Annotated in this window: 15 protein-coding genes, 2 tRNA genes and 1 pseudogene; 13 read left to right on the top strand and 5 right to left on the bottom strand. The window is 36.6% G+C overall.

The window, feature by feature from the left end; genetic code table 11:
* Positions 1-30 precede the first annotated feature (30 nt).
* The 3 genes from SOM16_RS13495 to SOM16_RS13485 are packed head-to-tail and all read left to right on the top strand — an operon-like array spanning position 31 to position 3,164.
* Positions 31-714 (top strand): HAD-IA family hydrolase, encoded by a 684-nt coding sequence (locus SOM16_RS13495; RefSeq protein ID WP_320464523.1) that lies wholly within the window; start codon positions 31-33, stop codon positions 712-714.
* 9 nt (positions 715-723) lie between these two features.
* Positions 724-2,037: a DUF5690 family protein gene (locus tag SOM16_RS13490; protein WP_320464522.1), complete on the top strand. Its 1,314-nt coding sequence runs from the start codon at positions 724-726 to the stop codon at positions 2,035-2,037.
* Entirely contained in the window at positions 2,034-3,164 is a 1,131-nt protein-coding gene (locus tag SOM16_RS13485) for a TIGR03364 family FAD-dependent oxidoreductase (RefSeq protein WP_320464521.1), read from the top strand. The genes SOM16_RS13490 and SOM16_RS13485 overlap by 4 nt, the downstream gene beginning before the upstream one ends.
* A gap of 146 nt (positions 3,165-3,310) precedes the next feature.
* Here the strand turns inward: SOM16_RS13485 and SOM16_RS13480 are convergent, their stop codons facing one another.
* The gene (locus SOM16_RS13480) at positions 3,311-3,694 is read right to left on the bottom strand and encodes a DUF4260 domain-containing protein (RefSeq protein WP_320464520.1); all 384 of its coding nucleotides are present in this window, start codon (positions 3,692-3,694) and stop codon (positions 3,311-3,313) included.
* A 57-nt stretch (positions 3,695-3,751) separates the two neighbouring features.
* A complete protein-coding gene (locus SOM16_RS13475; protein ID WP_320464519.1) occupies positions 3,752-4,321 on the bottom strand; it encodes a Crp/Fnr family transcriptional regulator in 570 nt (189 codons plus the stop codon).
* A 183-nt stretch (positions 4,322-4,504) separates the two neighbouring features.
* Here SOM16_RS13475 and SOM16_RS13470 point away from each other — a divergent pair, with 183 nt between their 5' ends.
* The 6 genes and pseudogenes from SOM16_RS13470 to SOM16_RS23240 all read left to right on the top strand — a co-directional run.
* Positions 4,505-5,581 carry a c-type cytochrome gene (locus SOM16_RS13470; protein WP_320464518.1) on the top strand — a complete coding sequence of 359 codons (1,077 nt, stop codon included), beginning with the start codon at positions 4,505-4,507 and terminating at the stop codon, positions 5,579-5,581.
* Positions 5,582-6,317: 736 nt separating this feature from the next.
* On the top strand, positions 6,318-7,145 hold the full coding sequence (locus SOM16_RS13465) for a hypothetical protein (RefSeq protein ID WP_320464517.1): 828 nt from the start codon (positions 6,318-6,320) through the stop codon (positions 7,143-7,145).
* Between the two features lie 2 nt (positions 7,146-7,147).
* Complete coding sequence (locus SOM16_RS13460) at positions 7,148-8,389, top strand: hypothetical protein (RefSeq protein WP_320464516.1); 1,242 nt, start codon at positions 7,148-7,150, stop codon at positions 8,387-8,389.
* A 1-nt stretch (position 8,390) separates the two neighbouring features.
* On the top strand, positions 8,391-9,320 hold the full coding sequence (locus SOM16_RS13455) for a glycosyltransferase family 2 protein (RefSeq protein ID WP_320464515.1): 930 nt from the start codon (positions 8,391-8,393) through the stop codon (positions 9,318-9,320).
* Positions 9,317-10,483, top strand: a complete 1,167-nt coding sequence (locus SOM16_RS13450; protein ID WP_320464514.1) for a hypothetical protein — start codon at positions 9,317-9,319, stop codon at positions 10,481-10,483. The genes SOM16_RS13455 and SOM16_RS13450 overlap by 4 nt, the downstream gene beginning before the upstream one ends.
* 57 nt (positions 10,484-10,540) lie before the next feature.
* Positions 10,541-11,108, top strand: a pseudogene (locus SOM16_RS23240) (transposase); the annotation flags it as partial.
* Positions 11,109-11,734: 626 nt separating this feature from the next.
* Here SOM16_RS23240 and SOM16_RS13445 read toward each other — a convergent pair.
* The 3 genes from SOM16_RS13445 to SOM16_RS13435 all read right to left on the bottom strand — a co-directional run bounded on the left by SOM16_RS13445 (position 11,735) and on the right by SOM16_RS13435 (position 13,308).
* The gene (locus SOM16_RS13445) at positions 11,735-12,736 is read right to left on the bottom strand and encodes a hypothetical protein (protein ID WP_320464513.1); all 1,002 of its coding nucleotides are present in this window, start codon (positions 12,734-12,736) and stop codon (positions 11,735-11,737) included.
* 340 nt (positions 12,737-13,076) lie between these two features.
* Positions 13,077-13,148, bottom strand: a tRNA-Glu gene (locus SOM16_RS13440).
* Between the two features lie 84 nt (positions 13,149-13,232).
* Positions 13,233-13,308: transfer RNA gene (locus SOM16_RS13435), tRNA-Met, on the bottom strand.
* Between the two features lie 1,558 nt (positions 13,309-14,866).
* On the opposite strand from SOM16_RS13435, the gene SOM16_RS13430 reads away from it, so the two are divergent.
* From SOM16_RS13430 to SOM16_RS23235, 4 genes are all read left to right on the top strand, one after another.
* On the top strand, positions 14,867-15,184 hold the full coding sequence (locus SOM16_RS13430; RefSeq protein ID WP_320464512.1) for a helix-turn-helix transcriptional regulator: 318 nt from the start codon (positions 14,867-14,869) through the stop codon (positions 15,182-15,184).
* Between the two features lie 1,079 nt (positions 15,185-16,263).
* Positions 16,264-16,449, top strand: a complete 186-nt coding sequence (locus SOM16_RS13425) for a hypothetical protein (RefSeq protein ID WP_320464511.1) — start codon at positions 16,264-16,266, stop codon at positions 16,447-16,449.
* Positions 16,450-16,495: 46 nt separating this feature from the next.
* Complete coding sequence (locus SOM16_RS13420) at positions 16,496-17,533, top strand: hypothetical protein (RefSeq protein WP_320464510.1); 1,038 nt, start codon at positions 16,496-16,498, stop codon at positions 17,531-17,533.
* A complete protein-coding gene (locus tag SOM16_RS23235; RefSeq protein ID WP_414692259.1) occupies positions 17,517-17,942 on the top strand; it encodes a MauE/DoxX family redox-associated membrane protein in 426 nt (141 codons plus the stop codon). Before SOM16_RS13420 ends, SOM16_RS23235 begins: the two co-directional genes overlap by 17 nt.
* Positions 17,943-18,400 lie beyond the last annotated feature (458 nt).

Genomic DNA, 18,400 nt, shown 5'->3' with positions numbered 1-18,400 from the left:
TTTAATTTTGCTAAACAAATTGTTTTAGCAATGTCCATTAAACTCGTAGTGTTCGATATGGCCGGTACCACGGTCAAAGATGAAAATAAAGTTACGGAAACTTTTAAAAGCGCCCTACAAGCGCATGGTTATATTATTCCTGATCACATTATCAATCCTTTAATGGGTTATAAAAAGATAGTGGCGATTACCAAAATGCTTCACTTGTATGAAACTGATCCCTCCAGGATTACAACTGATCTTATTCATCAGATTCATGAAACCTTTGTAGGCCTGATGATTGAATACTATGAACAAGCTGATTTCCTGGAAGCCTTACCAAATGCAGAATCGACCTTGTTATCCTTAAAAAAAGCAGGTATTCAGGTTGGAATCAATACCGGTTTTTCGCGAGACATTGCAGCGGTCATTATCAACAGATTGAAATGGCGGGAGAAAGGTGTGTTCGATTATTTAGTTTGCTCGGATGAAGTTGCTGAAGGACGCCCTAATCCTGAAATGATTAACCGATTAAGGCAACTTGCCGGTATTTCTGAAGCGGAAGAAGTGGCTAAGGTTGGTGACACCGAAGTAGATATTCGTGAAGGACAGAACGCAGGTTGCAAATATGTAATTGCAGTAACCACCGGAGCATTTTCCCGGGCCGGGCTGGAGCCTTATCAGCCCACGCATATTATTGATGACATTGCTGAGGTGCTTCACATCGTTTTATAAACAATGGCTATGGGCTTAGCAAAAAATTTAAAGGCAAAAATAGCCAGGTGGCCTTATGCACTTACGGCATTTATAGCCGCTTTCGCTGCTTTTGGTGCGTATTCATCCATGTATGCCTTTCGCAAGGCGTTTGCTGCCGGAACCTATTCCGAACATCAATATCTTCATGTAGATTATAAAGTCTGGCTGGTTATTTTTCAAATAGTGGGCTATACGCTAAGCAAATTCTATGGCATCCGTTTTATTGCCGAACTAAAAGACAAAAATCGGGGCGTGACTATACTTTTACTGGTCGGGATCTCCTGGTTGGCATTGCTTGGGTTTGCGCTTGTTCCGGCTCCATACAATATGATTTTTTTATTGGTGAATGGCTTCCCATTGGGTTTAATATGGGGCCTGGTATTTGGCTACCTGGAAGGGCGTCGTTCTACCGAATTTATGGCCGCTGTATTATCCATTAGCCTGATTTTTGCTTCAGGATTTGTAAAAACCATTGGCCAAACGCTTCTTCATACTTACCATGTAAATGAATACATGATGCCGTTTTTAACCGGCGCAATGTTTGTAATCCCCATCCTGTTTTTTGTGCTCGTGCTCGAACTGATGCCGTTACCAACTGAGCAGGATAAACTGATGCGTACAGCACGTAAACCCATGTCTGCTTTGGAAAGGAAACAATTTATCAGCCGGTTTCTTCCCGGAATTATTCTGACTTTAGTAATCTATGTATTGCTCACCGTGATGCGTGACATCCGTGATAATTTTGAAGTGGAGATCTGGAATAGCCTGGGCATTACCGATAAGAATATTTATGCAAAAATAGATAGCCGCATTTCTATCATCGTACTTGTGGCCATGAGCTTACTTTTTCTGATTAAAAGAAATTTAAGGGCTTTCAGTATTATCCACCTGTTAATTATCGGCGGATGCATTTTAATTGGAGCATCTACCATCTTGTTCAGTTTGCATATGATTAGCCCTGTGGCCTGGATGACTATGGCTGGTTTGGGTCTTTATCTCGGTTACGTGCCTTATAATGCCATCTTTTTTGAACGCATGATTGCCACTTTTCACTATAAGAGTAATGTGGGCTTTGTGATGTACCTGGCTGATTCTCTTGGTTACCTGGCTAGTATCAGTGTATTAATCGTTAAAGAATTTGGGAAACCAGCTATTAGTTGGGGCATTTTTTTTAAAGAGGGCGTTATATTGGTTGCTGTGATTGGAAGTATTTGCGGCGCCTTATCTTTAATCTATTTTTTCCTGTCTGCTCGTAAAACCAGTATACGGGAGAAAACTCAATTAAAATTTTCTACCATATGAATAAACCATCTGCCATCGTAATTGGTGCCGGCATTGTGGGGCTTGCCACAGCCCTGGCGCTAGCAAAAAGAGGATTTAAGGTAACCGTGTTTGAGCGTAATGAACGTGCCGTTGGTGCATCTATCCGCAACTTTGGGATGGTTTGGCCAATAGGACAAGCTACAGGCCCGCTCTTTGAGCGTGCCATGTTATCGCGAAGTATCTGGAAGCAAATTTGCCTGGAGGCTGATATCTGGCACGATGAGGTGGGTTCGTTGCACATTGCCAATAGTGAAGATGAACTGGCCGTAATGACGGAGTATGTTGAAATGAATCAGGCTTATCGCGAATGCCTGTTGCTTACACCCAAGCAAACTTTAGCAAAATCAGATGGTGTAAATCCTTCTGATTTGAAAGGTGCCTTATGGAGTGGAACTGAAATGATCGTAGAAGCCCGGGTAGCCATTGGTAAAATAGCCAGTTACCTGGAGGAAAAATATGCAGTAGATTTTCATTGGAATACTGCCATCAGCCAGGTAGAAAGTTCAAAAGTAAAGTCAGGGGCAAGAATCTGGCAGGCAGACGAAATTTTCATTTGTAGTGGTGCCGAATTTGAAACCCTTTATCCCGAAATTTTTATCCGGCAGGATATTACCAAATGTAAATTGCAAATGCTGCGGATCATTAGTCAGCCTGATGGTTGGAGAATTGGGCCTGCACTTTGTGGTAGTTTAAGTATGATTCATTATCCGGGATTTCATGCTACACCATCGCTTTCCAGCCTGCGCAAACGTTACGAAGAAGAATATGCAGAATACCTTAAATGGGGAATTCATGTAATGGCGGCCCAAAATCATACCGGAGAAATTACCATAGGCGATTCACATGAATATGGCTTGGTTCACGATCCTTTCGACAAAGATTTCATCAATCAGATGATTATCAAATACCTTAAAACCTTCACTAATTTTAAAGACAATAGCATTGTCCAAACCTGGAATGGTATCTACCCGAAAATGAAGAACGGAGAAACCGAACTGATCCTCCAGCCAGCAGCAGGGATAACCATCATTAATGGCCTGGGCGGTAATGGCATGACCTTATCTTTTGGCTTGTGTGAACAGGTTGTGGGAGATAAGTTTGATTGACGTTTTTACCCCGGTTAAATTTGGTAAGGTTTTAATGTGCGATGGTCTTTTGCTAACGTGAAGTTCCCTTTAAGAGAAGTGTTTTTTTTAAGCAGCTATTTTATTAGAAGTCCATTTTGATCTAAGACAAAGGGCTGTTACTGTGCTTATTTACCTTTCCCTATCCAGCCCAGGTTGGTATGGCTGAAATCATCCGGATACTTAAGTCCATATCCCATCATACGATCGAATGATGAATGTGCCATCATTAAGATTCCTATGGTAATGAGAATCTCCATATGACCAAGGAAACCGACAGCGAATAGGACAAGGGCAATGCCTCTATGATGAAACAAATTATAAGTAAATGCACCAAAGCGACTATTTATGAGATATCCGAGCATAGAAATATCAGGGCTGAAAAACAATAATACCAATGCCCATATCGGTAAATCAAAGTTATATTTTGATAATAGGTAGATGGAAATTGCTGTAATGGCAGCTTCTTCTGTTTTAATGGAGATATCCATTATTCTTTCTTGTTTCATCATACAGGATCTTATTAACACAAAGATGGAGTGTAAATAAAGTTTTACGCTTGATAAAAATCAAGAAACCATTTTCTTCCTGATTCGGCTGAAAGTTTCAGGTGTCATTCCCAGCATAGAAGCCAAGAATTGTAGTGGCACCTGATTAAAAAGTGCAGGGTTCTGATCAAACAGCTTTCTGTACCGTTCTTCGGAAGACATTGAGATTAGATCAAAAACACGGGTTTCCAGCATTACGAAACATTTAGCCATAAACATTTTTTCAAATTCGTGCCACTTAGGTATTAGCTTGCCCATTGCAAGATAACTATCATAATCAATTGAAAATAAATGCGTGTCTGTTAGTGCCTGTATATTGAACCTCGACGGACTTCGGTACATGAAAGCGTTTAGGTCTGTCATGAAGTATCCGGGCGTACCAATCCACTGGGTAATTTCCTTATCAGGAAGATCAACGTATACCCTTAAAATGCCTTCCTGAATAAAACTTAGCTTATTGCAATGTTTTCCTGATCGTAACCAATAACTGCCCTTAGTAATAGTTTCCGCTTTGAATAATCCGCTTACTTTCTGACATTCATCCAAAGCGATGCTGAAATGATGATGAATATAACTTTCAAGCTCGGTCATTGTGATTGGATTGAGTTAATGGAGAAAAATTACTATATGCAAATTTATAAAATCTTAAGATTAGGTTACTTTATCAAATTTAAGTTTCATATAAAATACGATAAGTTACATGCAGCCGTTTCTTAGTTGTAAATCATGAAATAGATTTAACTGCCTTAAAATTAATATTCTAATACAGCTAAAATGAGTTCTGAAAAGAGTAATGAGACAGAAAAATTTGTTATTTCCATTGCTAAGACAACCGCGAAGGTTTCTATTCTTGCTGCCTTTAGCGGATTAATCTTTGTTTTCGTATTTATATGGAAAGGAAGTTTATTCCCAATAAGTGATGTGCCTGTTATTCAAAAAAAAGTTGTTAAAATTTCGGTTGGTGGCAAAACGGACAAAACGGATAAATATTGGTCTGCACCAACGGATGAATTAATTCCTGCGGGAAAATATGGTAATATGATCCGTTATGGACGGGAACTTGTTTCTCATACGGCCCGCTATTACGGTCCTCATGGTTCACTTGCAAAAATTAGTAATGGGATGAATTGTCAGAACTGCCACTTGCAAGGTGGCACGAAGATTTTCGCTAATAATTTTTCAGTATTCTTTGCCAGCTATCCAAAGATGGGCGCCCGATCTGGGAAAAAGGAAGTGGTATTCAATCGTATATTTGATTGTTTTAACCGAAGCTTAAACGGAAAGGCACCTGCTGCTAAAACTAAAGAAATACAATCGATGCTAGCCTATATGAAATGGCTAGGGGCAGGAGTAAAGAAGGGAATGAAAGTTTTCGGCACTGCAAGTGAAAAGCTAAAATATATGGATAAGCCGGCTGATCCTGTTAAAGGAAGATTGGTCTATTTAGCTAGATGCGCTAGTTGTCACAAAAGCGATGGCGGTGGCACATTATCAGCTGATAAAAAAGAGTATACCTATCCGCCATTGTGGGGCGCTAATAGTTATAACGATGGAGCAGGACTTTTTCGATTAAGCAACTTTGCTGGCTTCGTTAAAAACAATATGCCATTTGGTACTAGTTATCCTAATGCTCAGCTTAGTGATGCTGAAGCTTGGGATGTAGCTGCATTTGTCAATAGTCAGGCTCGACCTCATAAAGATCCATCGAAAGATTATCCGGATTTGAAAAAGAAGCCTATAGATGCGCCTTTCGGACCTTATGCAGATAAATTTACAGCAAATCAGCATAAATTTGGTCCGTATGCACCAATAGCGGCATTTTACAAGAACTTGAACAAGTTAAAAACTTAAAAGGAGTGACTGTAATTTTGAGGGGCTTTAAAGGTTAGCAATATCTACCTCCTCATTATAGTTGCTTACTCACATTATGAAAATGCGTGCGCTTTTTGACTTGTGCGTAAAACCAAAAAGGCTGCAAATCTATGATTTGCAGCCTTTTGAATGTTTTGATGATAAAATGTGTAGCCCGTAGGGAAATAAAACCTTATCTGTAATACGTTAGCCTTCAATATCTTATATACGTGTCTGTACGCTGCGCACCGAATTACTCACCACTATCTTGATGCAGATTAACTCTGGATCTTAAAATTCAAAGGTACAATTTGAGATAAAATTAAACTCGCATATCAATGTTTTTATAAAACTACCAATACATTAATGATTAATTCAATTTACATTTTTTGTAAGTATTCTTTTATTTATAATAAAATCCGTATATATGTATAACAAATCTGTTTGTAACTTAATTTAACGCTCCACCCAATGCAACACACTCTCGCCTCATCAACTTCCGTAGTATTTACACTTCACTTTTACATCAACGCAACTTAAATTGCTATTTTCTTAGTTATTTAAGTTTTGATTTCAGCTATTGATCATGGCCGTTTAATCATGACGAGCAATAGCTTCATACTTCAATAATAAGCTGCTTTTCGTTTTTTAGATTTATTGCCTTTTAGATAAAATAAGATCCTCTAATTATATAGTTATCTATTCTTTTTTAATTTCTAATTTAACTCAATCAATTGTGAAAAATTTACTATCAATTATCCTTCCGGTGCTCGAAGGAATGGAAGAATCGCCATTAAAGCACCAACTTTTAACGTACTTTCCGCAACAGGCAGAACACTTTGCTACAGTAGAAAAAAGTTTTACCAAGCTAACCGCAATCCCTCATGACAGAGATCAGCTTAAGCCTTTTTTTCATAGCTGGAGCCAAACCAACAATAGTGCAGTTACTGTTGCCGGGTTAAGTAATCGCATGACGATGCTGATCCATAAAAATACATTTGTGCCGGATGAAGCACAATTGTTCAGATCGGTAGCAAACCTGAACAGAATCGTTGATGAAGATTTGGCTGTTGTGGGGAGAGTATTGCATTCTGATCTTTTTTATACCATGGCCACCAATACTTGTGGCGATGATGGTTGGTTGTTAAGACAATACCTTGATCCAAGCGCCCGGGCTTTTAAATATTGGAAAGACCAAAATTCATTGCGCAACAAAGATCTGTTAATTGGTCTTTTAACCACATTGGTGCATGAAATTTATACACATGGCGAAGTGGAGTTTATCCTGCCTAAGTTTACACGCTGGCTGGAAGATGACTATGGTTTTGATAAAGATACCTTGAAACATACTTTGGCATGGATCACAGTACATTGCGGTCCAACAGAAAAAAACCATTTCTTTTATGCCGTTAATGCCATTAATCACTATGTAAAGGCCATGAATGTTAATTTGGCTGATTATGATCTTGGCGAAATTGTTGCCGATTATTTAAGTAAAAAAGCATCGGTAATGGAAATTATTAGTGCTGGTTTAGATCCGGTTATGGCTGAAGAATTCCAATAATAATGACTGGTGAACTGATAGAAGAGCATCCCATCTGTAGTAAGGATGCGCTGAATGAATTGCTGATGAAATATCTGGGCGAAATCCCCTGCAACGGCGCAGATTCTTTTTCGCCGGTACCTGTTGTGGTGGAGCGGAAGGAAATAGCCAGAATGGAAAAGTTATGCAGGGTATTAAACAAAGCATTAACCAGTGTTGTAAATGCCTATTTCGCAGATGAAAGAATCCGTTCCATTTATAACTTCGATGAAGATTTAAACCGCATATTAGGCATGGCACAAGCACAACCTTATGAGGTGGGCATGTATCGACCTGATTTTTTGCAGTCGGAAGATGGCGGAATCAAAATTTGTGAAATAGGGGCCAGGTACCCCATCAACGGATGGATGATCAGCTATTACCTGAATGTGATTACTAAGGAGAATGAAACAATAGGTTTACCATCACTGGAAGCTGTTCCTGCTCAACAAGATTTTATTGAAACTATTTTCAATCGCTTTAATAGTAGGGAGCCCATTGTGCTGGTACATGAAAAAGAAAAAGGCACCGAGGTATTTTACTTATTAAATGAATTTGGTAAGCGTGGTCTGGATTATGTTTCTGCAAGTCCGGCTCAATTCACTCATCAGAATGGTGAAGTCATGTTAAATGGTAAGCCTGTGAGCCAGTTTATTCTGGAAATGGATCGGGAAGAACTGCGTAAATTTGATCCTGAAGTATTGAAACTGATCATCAGCCGGGGTAATTATTTTAATGATATTCGTACCCTGATTCTGGTTCATGACAAACGCATACTGGCTGTTTTGTACAATGAGGAAATCATGAGGAATTATCTTTCTGAAGAGGAATACCTTTTTTTACGATCTTTTCTGATTCCTACTTATGCCTTAAATACTTTAGAAAAACGAGCAGAGGTAAGTTACTCGCCATTAAACTGGGTGTTAAAACGCAATAGTGGTGGCCGCGGGATTGATATGTATGTAAAAAGTGATTGCGAAGCTTCTCTGTGGACTGATATTATTGCCAAACAATGGCCGGAATATATGGTACAGGAATATGTACCGCAACGCTGGTTTAAGCATGGCAATGGTTCTGAGGATTCGCTAATCAACCTGGTAGGCATGTTATTGTGTTATAATGATCAATCTTTTGGCCCAGGCTTGTTCCGGGGCTCGGCAGAGCATGTGGTTAATGTTCACCAGGGTAGGGGAGTAATCTTCCCGGCCGTGATGGCTGATTCGTAACATGACGCATACCGTTATCATCCCATTATTTAATAAAGCAAGTTATATTGCTCAAACGCTTCATTCACTCCTTCGTCAGCACAAAATGCCGGAGGAGTTGATTATTGTTGATGATGCCAGTACGGATCACAGCCTTTTCATTACTCATGAATTTTTGCGTAATCATGCAGCTGAATTTGGACATTGCAGGATACAAGTGATTGAACTGAGTGAAAATAAAGGCCCGGGCAATGCACGTAATATTGGTTTCGCTGCCAGCAGTTGTGAGCTGATTAGCTTTCTTGATGCAGATGATGAATATCACCCGAGCTTGCTTGAAATTGCTGCAGAAGCATTCAACAAGCATCAACTTGATTTTATGGTGCTTGATGTCACTTTTATGCCCTGCAGAGAAATATACCCAAATCTGGAATCCTTAAGAAAATACCTGGAACCGATTGCTACTGATCTTTACCGGATTAAAGATCCTTTAAGGGCTGTAAGCTCGCCACACTTCATTATGGGCGTGGGGAGTAATGTGATCACGAAAAGAAAATGGATTGCTGCCCACCAGTACATCGCTGAAGCACAGCTAAACGAAGGAATTGATTTCTGGTACCGGGTACTAAAAGGGATCCTGAACAGTGGGCCAGGCAAGATCGCATTGCAAAAGGGTGGTTACCTGTATGTGAATGAAGTGCCAGGCAGCTTATCTAGAAAACACTATTCCCATTTTATGCAGATTGAGCTGCCACCCGTTATTTCAAGGTATATCAATAGTACAGATAAGCATGATCGTTTATTGATGGGGATGATTGGTGAACGCTGGTACAAACATGCTTTACAAAATTTGACTTCTAACCATCAGAAAATACACTTCATGTGGCATCATCGCCGTTTTTTGACACTATACCTTGGCTATCTGCTCCTTAAAATGAATGTTAGATCATGATTGATAACTTTCTTCAACAGTATTATCAGATTGTCCGGCAGTCGGAACTTTTCAAATCCTACTACCAGGATCATGACGATTATCAAAATGCCCCGCTGATGGGTAAAAAAGAATTAATCAGTCAGTTAAATGATCACTTTGATTTGCATCGGGAGAGAAGTGGTGTTTATTTAGTGCGTTCTGGCGGATCTACCCAAAAGCCACTGGTTTTTCCTGTTGATATTGCCGAAAACCTGGAGCAACGAGCCGTATTGGCTGCCGCGTTAAAACAGGCTGGAGTATTTACACCGAAAACCATTGCGCTGAACATGTTTGGGTACATGGATATGTATCGCACCGCTGCAATTATGGATGACCTCCTGGAAAGATGTAGTGCAACCACTTTGGTGGCCAGCGCCAGCTTACCTTATGAAGATGCCTATCATATGGCTCAAAATTTTAAACCTAATTTATTATTGGGTACGCCTTCCAAGTTATTTCTCTTTGCATTATATCTTAAGAAAAATCAACTTAGTTTATCTATAGAAAACCTTTTGTTTGGAGGTGAGTTTTTGCCAGCATCGCATATTGATGTTTTTGAGAAGATTTTCGGAACCCGGCAAATCAATTCGCTGTATGGATCGGCAGAAACAGGAATCTGGGCCTGGTGCGACTATAGCCGATCTCCTTCTTTATTCAGGGTGATTGATGGTTTGGTGGTTGAAGTACATATGCCAGATACGGACGGCTATGGGAGCCTGCTGGTGAGTAATTTGTTCCGAAAGCGCTTTCCTATTTTCAGGTATAATACGGGTGATATTGGTAAATGGGTTGAAATTGATGGAATACCTTACCTTGAATTAAAGGGAAGGGAAAGCCGCTCGTTTATGTTTAATGAGTGCAATTATGAGCTGGATGATTTTAACATCGTTTTAGCAGATGTGGAAAGGTTTCAAATCCAAATTATGCCACATGAAGGGCATACCATATTAAAGTTTTTGTTGATTACTGATTTATCGAATATGGTCAAAGCACAATACATTGAACTGAAGCTTAAACAACTCTATGAAATATTTGGTTACGAAGTAAAAAATTTAGCGGTTTTAGCTGGAAGTGATGTACAGCTTTATACGAACGAAACTACTGGTAAGACACCGATGATTGTTGATTATCGTCTACGATGATTATTAGTTGATGGTTTATAACCTGAGGAGTTCGATAATTATTGATAAAAACACTATAACTTCATTCCAGGGAAGCCTTCTCGACGTCGACCTACGATGTTCAATAGAGAAGTGATTTGCATTTTGCTTTTGTTTCCGATCAGCGGTTTTAAATGTTTTAAGCATTACTATATTTTCTACGTACAGCAGCATATGCCAGATGATTTTCCCGAAACTATATCCTATAACGGAAATATTTACGATAGAAAAGCCTTGAAAAGAGAAGGGTTCTTAAAAAAAATCTGTAAGCTGTTTGGAGACAAAGGATATATATCCAAAAAGCTGTTTGAGATACTTCACTGATGGCGTAAATTTGGTAACGGGCATATGTAACAAAATGAAAAACAGCTTAATCAGTATGAATGAGAAGGTTGCGCTTAGAAAAAGGTCTGTCATAGAAACCGTAAACGATGAACTTAAAAACATATGTCAGATTAAACATTCAAGACATCGCCCATTCATTAGTTTTTTATTTAATATTTTGGCTGGATTGGCAGTATACAGTTTCTTCTCTAAAAAACAATCAATCAAATCGAATTGTAAAAACTTAATCAATTGTAGGCATTTTAATCATCGAGCAGGTTAGAATGCTTTGGTAGAAGATCCAAAAATGGAAATTTTTCTTTGGTTTTTCCGTTATGGGCGGAACCAATGATAAGAGATGGTTTGATCAGGATGTGCCCAAAATAAATTGGAAGGTTCTTCGTGGTTACCTTATCACTTGATAGAAGATATCGGGCAGTTATCGTTTAGATCTACAGGCAGATTTAAGTGATGTATAAGGTAAGTATAGCGAGATGATGGACTTGACACGGACTAGAGGTGGACTGGAGGCAGAGTAAAGAAATCAATTTTTGACAAAGCGATTTAATACTACCTTAAATATAGGGAGAATAATTAAATTAATTCTATAACCTGAGCGTTCGATTAATGATATGCCTTAACCATATTATTTGAACAGGTTATCGCTATTAGTTAATCTCTATCTGCGGCTATCGGCACCTTTCCGTTGTAAAGGGAAAGGGCGTAAAAAAGGTAGCAGACAGGGGTGTTAAAATCAATTATTATCGAATTTAGGTTTATCGTTTCATTATTTAAGCTTAGTTCTATTAAGCAGAAAGCGAAATTTTATTTTTTAGGAACGAATGTTATTACCATAGTCATTTTAGTTTTTAACATTAGCGCAAACCACCATCCGCTAAATTAAAGGTTCTAAGGTATCTCTACTTTAGCATCATGATCCTTTACCACAATATTGGTAAATGGGGCAGTTTGCCTGAAGGCTACCGTATCTGCAGGCGTATTGGCCACAAAAACAGCTAATTTTCCATTGGTAAAACTGTCATTATGGATGGTAGATGGCTTAATGGCTAGTGCCGATCCATCTGAAGGGATCCTAAAAGTAGTAAATCTAATTTGGGGATTACTCTTATCTGTAGCTTCTACCTTACGCCCCAGTGTAACCTTTGCTTCACAAAAAACCTTTCCATTTGTGGTTGGTTTTGGTAGAAAAATATGTGGGAAAGGATGGTGTTCAACAAACATACCACCGCCACCAATAGGCGATAGGGCATAGTTGCGGATGTAGTCAGGTAAAGAAGTGTTGTATTCCATGCCGAACAAAGTATCTTCAAAGCCCAGGTAAAAAGGTTCTTCCGGTTTGAGCAATTTTGCCCCATAAAATGCAAGTGTTTCCTCATAATCGGGATGGGTAATATCAAGCACAGGGAAAATGACAGCATTTTCATTCACGTATAAGGAACCAGTAGCACCAAATACATTTGATGAGGGATCAAGATTAGGCAGCTTTCCGCCATTTTCACTGCTTACCCAATTGGAATGGACCAAAACGGCATTACCTTCCTTGATGTATTTGTGATTTTCAGCCAAGGCTTCCAATTGCTCAATCAAAGTTATTTCGGGCAAATCTGTCATGATGATCTTTACGCCAGTGCCTTCATTTGGCGTTAATATCACTTTATCTCCTCTCTTAATTGGGCCATAAATTCCTGTGGTTGTCATTAGAGGAACACCTTCGCGGCTCTCTCTTAAAACAACAGCATCATTTAAAAAACGGATGTTATTTATGAGATCTTCGTGGGAGATTCTAATATCAACGGTTTGCCATTTTCGTTGTGCAAGGATTTCTTTTAATTTATCTTCAGTTACGGGTATTAGATCCGGTGCATAGGATGTTCTGAATACGGAGCTCATGAGTTTGCGTTTTAGATGGAGCGTTTGGTAATTATTTAGTTAATGAGATTAGCAGGATAGGGCTAGTCTGTTTTTCTAGATAAAATTAAACTTAAAAATGTAATTATTTGCCACTATAAGAAAATAATTATTAAGTCTATTTCGGGCCGGGAGAGGCTCAGCCACTCGTCGAAACTGAAAGTGCTCAAGGCAGAATGTGCACATGGTATCATGCGTTTAGAGGCAAAGATGACTGCCATTAATATTATGAAAATCCGTGCGCTTTTTGACTTGTGCGTAAATTCAAAAGGCTGCAAATCATAGATTTGCAGCCTTTTGAATGTTTTGATGGTGATAAGTGTAGCCCGTAGGGGAATCGAACCCCTGTTTCCAGAATGAAAATCTGGCGTCCTCACCCCTAGACGAACGGGCCATTAAAATAAGTCCTGAGTCTTTAGTTCTAAGTCTGGAGTCAATTAGACTTTAGACTTGGTACTGACGACTTCAGACTACCTTTTGGTAGCGGGGACACGACTCGAACGTGCGACCTTCGGGTTATGAGCCCGACGAGCTACCAACTGCTCCACCCCGCACTCTATACCTTCAAATTTTCTTCGTTTGAAGGAGTGCAAAAGTAGAAATTGTTTTCGTATTTGCAAAGCTTATTGAGAAAAAAAATAAAATATTTTTGAGCATCGTTTATTAAACGTCAGTTTACCTTTTTTTAAAGGATGATAGTACTTTGTTTTATGATTGATAATGAGATGATTGGATATTAGCTACGAACTTTTTACAATTTTTAACTTAAAATATTTGGAATAACAACCTTCTCGTTGTTTCTTTGTTTGTGATTAGTCTAAATAAAAATAGTGATTAACTGTCTTTTTTCCGTTTTTAATACTTCACAGTTCGATATAATTTTTGGTTAGTTATGTTGATTATAAGCCCTGTTTACCCGCATCCCAAATTAGAGGTGTGGGTAAATCAGGCACTAAACCAGGTCTTCCGAAGTATCATAAATATACTGCTCAGGATAGTTAGTATAAAACAAATGGTCCTTCCTATATTGGATACTTTTCTGTGCCTTAAATTGGGGATACAAGGTGAAATTTTACTGAAGATTTAAATACCACGTTTATTTAGTTTTTTCAGGTGTTTTTAGATGAAATAGTTACAAGATCTAATAATAGCTTATTCATCCCTCCACATTATTATTAGTCTTAGCTTATTTAATTTCGAGTACGCAGTTTTGTCATCGTAGATGCATTCATTCTGAATATTGCTAAAGTCATCAATATCACATTCAAATTAAGTCAGTATAATTGACTGTAGATCGATATCTTATATATTAGGCTCTTTATCAGTGTAAAAAATTATTTTAAACCACTGATAATTATCATCCCAATCACAACAAATACCCCTAACATTTTTGCTTAAAGTTCCTATTAAGGCTCTTTGCAATGATAGCCTTATTTTAATTGTCATTTCCATCTTATTAAGATTTTGGTAGCTAAGTACTACAGGTATTTTTCCAGCGGTATTGATATGAACAACTCCATTTGGATTTGTGCCTAAATTTTACCCGAATAAATTAAGTATTTCCAATATTTGATTGAATTTAAATATATTAATGCCTCTATGATTGAAAACTAAAAATTGTTGCACTCTCCTCATTTAATTGGTTTGCTAAATCTTTCGGGTCAATGTTAAATAATTTTTACCTGCAGTGTAATCTGCATCATAGTGATTTTGCCTTTTATAATAAATATCAATTTATAATAAAATAATAATTGTTTTTCAAAATACCTTCAATAATAGATAAAGTTATTACAGGGCTTTAAGACTTTGCCTAAGTAGGGCTACTTATTAGCAAAATTAATTTTTTTTCAGCATACAATGCCTGCTACTTTATTGTTTTTACTAAAAATCTCGAATGTTGAATAGATAATCTAAATATTTCGGTAATTGTAAAAATATTGCTACTATTGCATCATTATATTTATTAGTTGTCACAGGGTATAATAAAAGAGTCAATTTTCGTAGATAACTTAGTATGTTGTAATAAAATGTAAAGACTTCTCTCATCATTTATGGTGGAAAGTAAATGAAAGAAGGTTGCGCTCGTAAAAAAATCTAACTTAAGCACTCGCAATGAATATAGGGCATAAACTACGAACAGTACGTATTGCAAAAAAAATGGAGCCGTTAGATATGGCTCTTAAACTTAGCATATCTGAAACTACATATCGCAGGTATGAACGTGATGAAAGTACACCTACAATAGCTGTTTTTCATAAAATTGCAACTATTTTTGGAGTAAAAACCTCTTATTTTCTAGAGGAGGATATAAATTTAATTTTACCAAATCTAAGATGCTCAACGGAGAGAACTATTAAGGAATATGAGCAGCATATTGAAACGCTAAAGCAAAGAATTATTGAATTAAAAACTAATCAAGGAAGGTACTAGGAATCTCCTATTCTAGAGAAATTTCCCCTATTAAACACTTTACAATTTAGGGATAATAAACTTATCTTATTCCTGATTAAAATAGGAAATTGACTAATAAATTATCGGTCACTTAGTTAATAGCCAGCTCTAAAATAATTGGAGAAACGTTCAAAACAGGACAGCTAGACAGCTAAAAGAGCAAGATCGACGAACCATTGAAGAAAATGCTTGCAAGAAGCCAAAATGACCTCTAAAGGTCTTTACTTGTATGAAGGTACTTCTCAGTCTTGAAGATAACATATTTTAATTTGGTATAAGCCATATATGATTGGTTTAGTGCAACTTTATGCTCATATCTTAACACAGCGCAAAAAGCTATTCACATTCTTTAATGAAAGCTTTAAATCCCCACATTAGCTTTATAATACTATTGAGAACTGGGAAAATTCTAAAATATTGAGCATTCATACTCGACATGGTCAATAATTCTTACGGAAATTAAGTAAATAATTAATAACAAAATCTTTAGAGATTTCATAAAAGTAGTCGTGATCAGATTTAACACCATAATAGAAGTTATAACTTATATAATTGTTTGTCTCGTCACGTACGCTTGGAAAAAGTAGGCTGACGTGTCAAATTTGACAAATAATATGCCGGATTTGATTTCGTAAAATATACTTAAATAGAGACCTTAGGAGAGTGTGATATTACACTAAACATAAATAATCTTAAGTACAATTATGAAAAGAACAATTCAACTACTAGCTTCCCTATTTTTAATCCTTGGGGCCTTTGGAGTAAAAGCTGACACTGAAACTGGAGGTCCGGGTTATAGGAGATGCCAAGATCATGCTACCAATATTTGCTACCAAGTAAAAAATATCAAAGGAGAAGTGATAGAAAAAAAAACTGGGATGCCATATACAACGAATTTGTAAGAGGTGCAAAATTGGGAACCAAATTATCCCATTATCACTATTGATTGAAGCAATACCTCGTTAAAAATTTAATCTTTTTGGATCTGAAATCGCATAACGAATTTTCTAGGTATAAAACACTTTTAAATTAAATATTAATCTTATCAACAAATTATTATGAAAAAGAAACTAGGACTATTAGCCGCTTTTGTTCTGACTTTAACATTTACTGCTGTGAAGGTTGATACTGAGGCTGGGGGCAGCGGCCCCTGTAAAGCACCTTGGCAAAATGTATGTCTAATGTATTACTATTTAGATAAACATATTCCAGTTATGGGAACATATACGTATGTCCAACTTTAAAATAAGCCCTGAGGATTCTCGGGGCTTCCATTTATAAATATTAAAAATGAAAAAATCTACAATTGCCTTTCTAGCTGCTACAATCTGCTCACTATTATTGTTAGTTTATCTTTACCACAATTTTTCTTCTAATAATGCAAGAGGTGCTTTCCTAAAAAATGGAGGATTTAAACGAAATAACCTATCAGTAAATTTTAAAATCAAGAATGAATACGATCTGAGTGAGGGTAACTACAATGTAGTTGGAATGTTGGATGATAAAATAATCATTAAAGAATTTGAAACAGGAAGTCTGATTTTACTTACTGAAGATAATTTACAGAGTGAGGTAAGCCTGCCAGGATTTATTAAACAAAGAGGTATCAATAATCTATCAATCAATCCTTTTGAAAAGAATGTTGTAGATATTAAATGCAACGGTACCGTTTTTGAGTTTGATGTTACAAAAAGAAAAATAGGCAAATCTTATAATTTCAAAAACTTCTACTATAAGGCTCTTAGAGCATCAAAGAACTCATTTTATGCTATTTCTCAAATTGACACTACAAGCAAAGCAGGTTTAATTTTGGCTCAATTTGATGCCAATGGTGAATTAGTCAACGCTAGGAATAGTGGTCTAGTGATCGATCCAATGAGGCAGGATGGAAATTTAATAATTGCAAACTCTGACCTAATATATATCAACTATTATAACAACAATATTTCAAAAATAGATTCAAGTTTTAAAACCTTAAGTACTTATAAAACGATTGATACAATTACGGTATTACCAAGAACCGTAAATATTAAAAATAACACAATTACTAAATTTGTTAACCAGCCAAGGCCAGTGAACCAACTTGTTAGAGCCACAAGCACTTATTTATTTATTAATTCTTATGTGAAGGCTGATAATGATGCGGAAAGCAATTCTTTAAATAGCGAAACTATTGATGTTTACGATATTAAAAACAGTTATAAGTACAAGGGGACGATCTATGTGAAAAAAAGTAACAATAATCGCGTTCAAGACTTTTTTGTTCGAGATAATAAATTAATACTGCAATACCCTAATAAAACTTTGAGCTATGAGTTCTCATTATAAAAATTTTAGAAGATTAATTAATATCCTTCATTTCGCTGTTTTCATACTATTCCTTTACTCTGCGATTACAAAATCGTTAGATTTCGATTTGTTTGTGAATACGTTGGACAAATCACCTTTTTTTTTAAATATTAATACAAAAGCTATTGCAATAGCCGTGATTGTTTTGGAGATAATAATCCCTATATTTCTATTCTTTGAACTGACAAGTAAAATAGGTTATTTTCTCTCTTTCTTTTCTCTGTTCTTATTTACAGGTTATATCTTAATGATGATGAAATTTAGCCCGTATTTGCCATGTAGTTGTGGTGGCTTAATTGAATTATTATCATGGACACAACATATATATTTCAATATAGTATTCATGATTATATCCGCATTACTATTTTTTAAAAGCTCTAAAATATAAATTTGAAAGTAAATTCACGTGGCAGATAATTACCAACATTTTAATAAAGCTATAATCCTGAATTTTGCCAAAGAATGTATAGTAACAATATCATTTTTATCTATATTCGGTTATTCATTGATCAAATCTCCCTTCGCTTTCAATTTTGAAATTTATGAACACGGTTATTATTTTATTTCATTAATTACAATTACTAGTGTTTTTCTTAATTCGTTGTTGGCTATTTTAGATAGAGAGTACAAGTTGAATTATTATGATCTAATTCTATTAATCATCTTATTATTTCAGATATATCTGCTAAGGAATGGTAATGAATATGCTAGTGTAATAGTTTCGGTTACTATTCAGTTTTTTCTTCTAAAAAGCATTAGGCTAGAAATATTGAAGTTGATAATGTATATTGTTTTTGCCTCATATGTTACGGAATTTCTATTTGTTTGCTACAGTTACCTAATCAA

The sequence above is a fragment of the Pedobacter sp. CFBP9032 genome (genome assembly GCF_034045265.1).
Classification (GTDB): Bacteria; Bacteroidota; Bacteroidia; order Sphingobacteriales; family Sphingobacteriaceae; genus Pedobacter.
The sequence above is the reverse complement of the archived record's forward strand: the minus strand, read 5'-3'. Positions and strand labels throughout refer to the sequence as shown.